Source organism: Muribaculum sp., assembly GCF_029051885.1.
Taxonomy (GTDB): domain Bacteria; phylum Bacteroidota; class Bacteroidia; order Bacteroidales; family Muribaculaceae; genus Muribaculum.
This window is the reverse complement of the sequence record NZ_JAIDKI010000110.1, coordinates 1-3,899: the sequence shown is the minus strand read 5'-3', so window position 1 is coordinate 3,899 and position 3,899 is coordinate 1. Positions and strand designations below refer to the sequence as shown.

Annotated in this window: 2 protein-coding genes; one reads left to right on the top strand and one right to left on the bottom strand. The window is 50.5% G+C overall.

Annotation, left to right across the window (positions count from 1 at the left end; genetic code table 11):
• The first annotated feature begins 168 nt into the window (after positions 1–168).
• Positions 169–2,661: a bifunctional UDP-N-acetylmuramoyl-tripeptide:D-alanyl-D-alanine ligase/alanine racemase gene (locus K2I50_RS04760; RefSeq protein ID WP_301025079.1), complete on the top strand. Its 2,493-nt coding sequence runs from the start codon at positions 169–171 to the stop codon at positions 2,659–2,661.
• Between the two features lie 38 nt (positions 2,662–2,699).
• Here K2I50_RS04760 and K2I50_RS04755 read toward each other — a convergent pair.
• Positions 2,700–3,899: MFS transporter (locus K2I50_RS04755; protein ID WP_301025078.1), on the bottom strand; the 1,200-nt coding region annotated here is incomplete at its 5' end.

Genomic DNA, 3,899 nt, shown 5'->3' with positions numbered 1-3,899 from the left:
GTACACTCCTTCGTCACATGTCGAAAATCGTCTCAAGCTATACGACCCTGGCGGCAACATTTATTATTAAACAAGCCCTTACTTATTATAGATTTTACGTAATTTTGCTCTGTAAATCCATCTCTCCCGGCCAACCGATATAAGTCATACGGCACAACAAAAATAATCATGCAATACTCCGCACAACAGATAGCCGACACACTACATGTGGCGACTCCCATATATCCCGATGTTATAATCGATGTACTGCTTACTGATTCTCGTTCCCTGACATATCCTGAGCGTACGCTGTTCTTTGCACTGACCACCCCGTCGGGCGACGGGCACAGATATGTGGCCGAACTATACCGCCGAGGTGTACGAAATTTCGTAGTACGCCGACGTCCGGACACAGCCGATGCATGCTACACCGATGCCAACTTCTTTGTAGTACCTGATGTACGCGAGGCATTGCAGCGACTTGCACGCTGCCATCGCAAAAAGTTTCCTGCTCTGCCCGTCATAGGCATAACCGGCAGCCGAGGCAAAACCACATTGAAAGAATGGCTCCACCACCTGCTTTCCCCCGCCATTCACACCGTGCGGTCTCCGCGTTCATATAACAGTCAGATTGGAGTTCCACTTTCTCTATGGGAAATAACTCCTGACGCGGAACTCGGTATTTTCGAAGCCGGCATTTCCGAGAAAGGGGAAATGGACGCCCTGCGCGACATGATTGCACCGACCATCGGCGTAATCACAAATGTAGGAATCGAACATGCTGACGGCTTCGCATCGCGCAGCGACAAATGCGACGAAAAAATCAGACTGTTCACAGAATGTCAGAAAGTGGTGTACTCTGTCGACGACCCTCTGCTCGCCCAAAGAGCATCATGTGCGATTCAGCCCGACCGAAGCATCACAGTAAGCCGACTTTGCGACAACAATGCGGACGTAAAGATTCATTGCTCAATAAACCGTGCCGAATCCTGTGCGGACATCCATTTTGACGCGCCACACTTCCGGCTGAGCGGAAATGTGACTATCCCGTTTACATCCGAAGCGGCCCTTGACAATGCATCTCTGGCAATAGGCACACTCATTGCAATGGGCATGAATCCGGTGGAACTGCATGAGCGATTCGCTACAATCCCCCACATCGACACCCGACTTAATGTCATCGAAGGTATAAACAACTGCATACTGATAACCGACCGCTATGCAGCCGACTACCAGTCACTCCTGTCGGCGCTCGACTTCATGAACCGTCGGCGCACATCCGGCCAGCGCACTACTGTGATACTTCCCGACATGGAGACAGCAAATGCCGATGACGCAGAGCTGTTATATAAGAATGTCTCCCTCCTGCTTGTCAAATATGGCATTGACCGAATTATCGGAATCGGAGCTGAAATAACACGCCATGCCGACCTGTTCCCTGAAGCAAACTCCGTGTTCTATGCCGGTGTCGCCGACTTCATGGCATCCGAAACGCCTACCGATTTCGACCATTCGCTCATACTAATTAAAGGAGCTGAAAACCACAACACCGAGCAAATAACCGAAATGCTTGAGGCTCGACAGCATGAGACAGTACTGGAAGTCGACCTGGATGCCATGGTCCATAACTTCAATATTTTCAGAGCACAATTGAAGCCGTCGACCGGAATTGTCGCTATGGTAAAAGCCTCCGGATACGGCGCAGGCAGCTATGAACTCGCCAAGACTCTTCAGAATCAGGGTGCGGCCTATCTTGCTGTAGCTGTCGCCGACGAAGCCATGGACTTACGCAATTCCGGAATAACGATGCCAATAATGGTGCTCAACCCGAAAGTCACCAACTACCACACACTGTTCAGCCACAGGCTTGAACCGGAAGTTTACTCATTCGATCTTCTGCATGAGATAATCGAAGAGGGACGCCGACACGGCATCAGGAATTTCCCTATCCATATAAAACTCGACACAGGCATGCATCGTCTCGGGTTTATCGAATCGGATATCGAACAGCTCATCGCCGAATTAAAGTCACAGGACATTGTAACACCACGCTCAGTATTCTCCCATCTGGCCGCTGCCGACTGCCCCGATATGGACGACTATACAATGGAACAGTTTACTATGTTCGAGCGTTGCAGTTCGCGCATGAAAGACGCATTCCCCGACATGTTGCGCCATATCCTCAACTCCACCGGCATAACCCGCTTCCCGCAATATCAGTACGATATGGTACGTCTCGGAATCTGCCTCTATGGAATCCCTACTCTCAACGATGGGAGCCAGGCCGATTTACAGCCCGTAAGTTCGCTGCACACAGTAGTGATATCAATCAAGAACTGGAGTGCAGGAACGACCGTAGGCTATGGACGCAAGGGAGTGCTTTACCGTGATTCTCGTATCGCCACCATACCCATAGGCTATGCCGATGGCCTTCGCCGGGCTCTCGGATGCGGACGCTCCTCAGTATGGATCAACGGCTCACTATGTCCTATTATCGGCAATATATGCATGGATATATGCATGGTCGATGTCACCGATGCACGTTGCGAAGTAGGCGATCGCGTCGAGATATTCGGCCATAACATAAACGTAGCGGAAATCGCCGACAAACTGGACACCATCCCCTATGAGGTACTGAGTTCCGTATCATCACGCGTAAAGAGAATTTACTTCCGAGAATAACCGTAAACACATAGCCCGCCAGACATGTCCCGGTATTCCTATGAATGCCGGGCCGCATCTGTTACATCATTCTTGATATGGCTCTCAGGCAATACTTTCGGCCCCAATATACCCGTCACAAGCGCACCGAGCAACATTACAACAATTGACATTGCAATCACAGCACCGCATCCCCAATGCTTCAGCATGACCGGAATAAAGAACGCACCAAGCACCGCGCCTAATTTACCGATTGCAGCCGATATGCCCACACCGCTGCCACGGTCGATTACCGGATACACCTGCGAAGGAAGTATAAAAGTAATAAGATGTGGCCCGGCATTCAGGAATAGCTCAAACAACACAAACCCGGTTATCGCTACCCACGAAGGCCAATGCAACAGATAGGCGGCAAGCAGAACACCCAGCCCGGCCGCACTCCCTATAAATCCGACAGACTGCATCGACACATGATAATAACGCCTTACCACAGCAAGGCCGATACCAAATCCTACAGTCATAAATACACTGAGCAATATCGTAATCTCGACTGAATTTACGATATGCGACATACGCGTAGCTGTCGGCGACACATAATCAATGCCGAGCGACATGATGAGAATCGGGATAAAGATTCCAATTCCATATACCCCCAGCCCCTCACAGGCCCAAGGCACGCCGGTAAAAAGAATCTTCCGCACATTCTTCCGCACAAAAGCCCACATCGATTCACCCGACTGCCCTTCCGCAACAGCGCTCTGTCGTGGAGGCACAGGCATGTATACATTCTTACCCAGCAGATACCTCACCGCTTTTTCAGCTTCCTGAGTACGGCCATGCGCCATAAGCCATCCGGGCGACTCCGCAAAATGGACTCTCATAAGAAGCATGACTCCTGCAATACCCGTCATGACAAACAACAGGTCGGGCCACGATGCGGCGACAGTCCATCCCCGAATTATAAAGTAGCATAATGCAGCCACCGCAACACTGCCCACCGACGCTGAAGCCTTGGCCACTCCGACCATAAAAAATTTCCATTTCTTCGGCATGATTTCCGAGATATAGTCTGAATCTATACTATACTCGCCGCCGACACTCAGGCCCATAACAAACAGACATATACACAAGAGCCATACCGGATGCCAGAAATATGCTGTAAGCGACGAAACAATCATAAGCAACGGACACACCCTGGATACAGTAAGGTAGCCCCACCGGTCACTCATACGCCCGAACAACACAGTTCCGAGTGTACG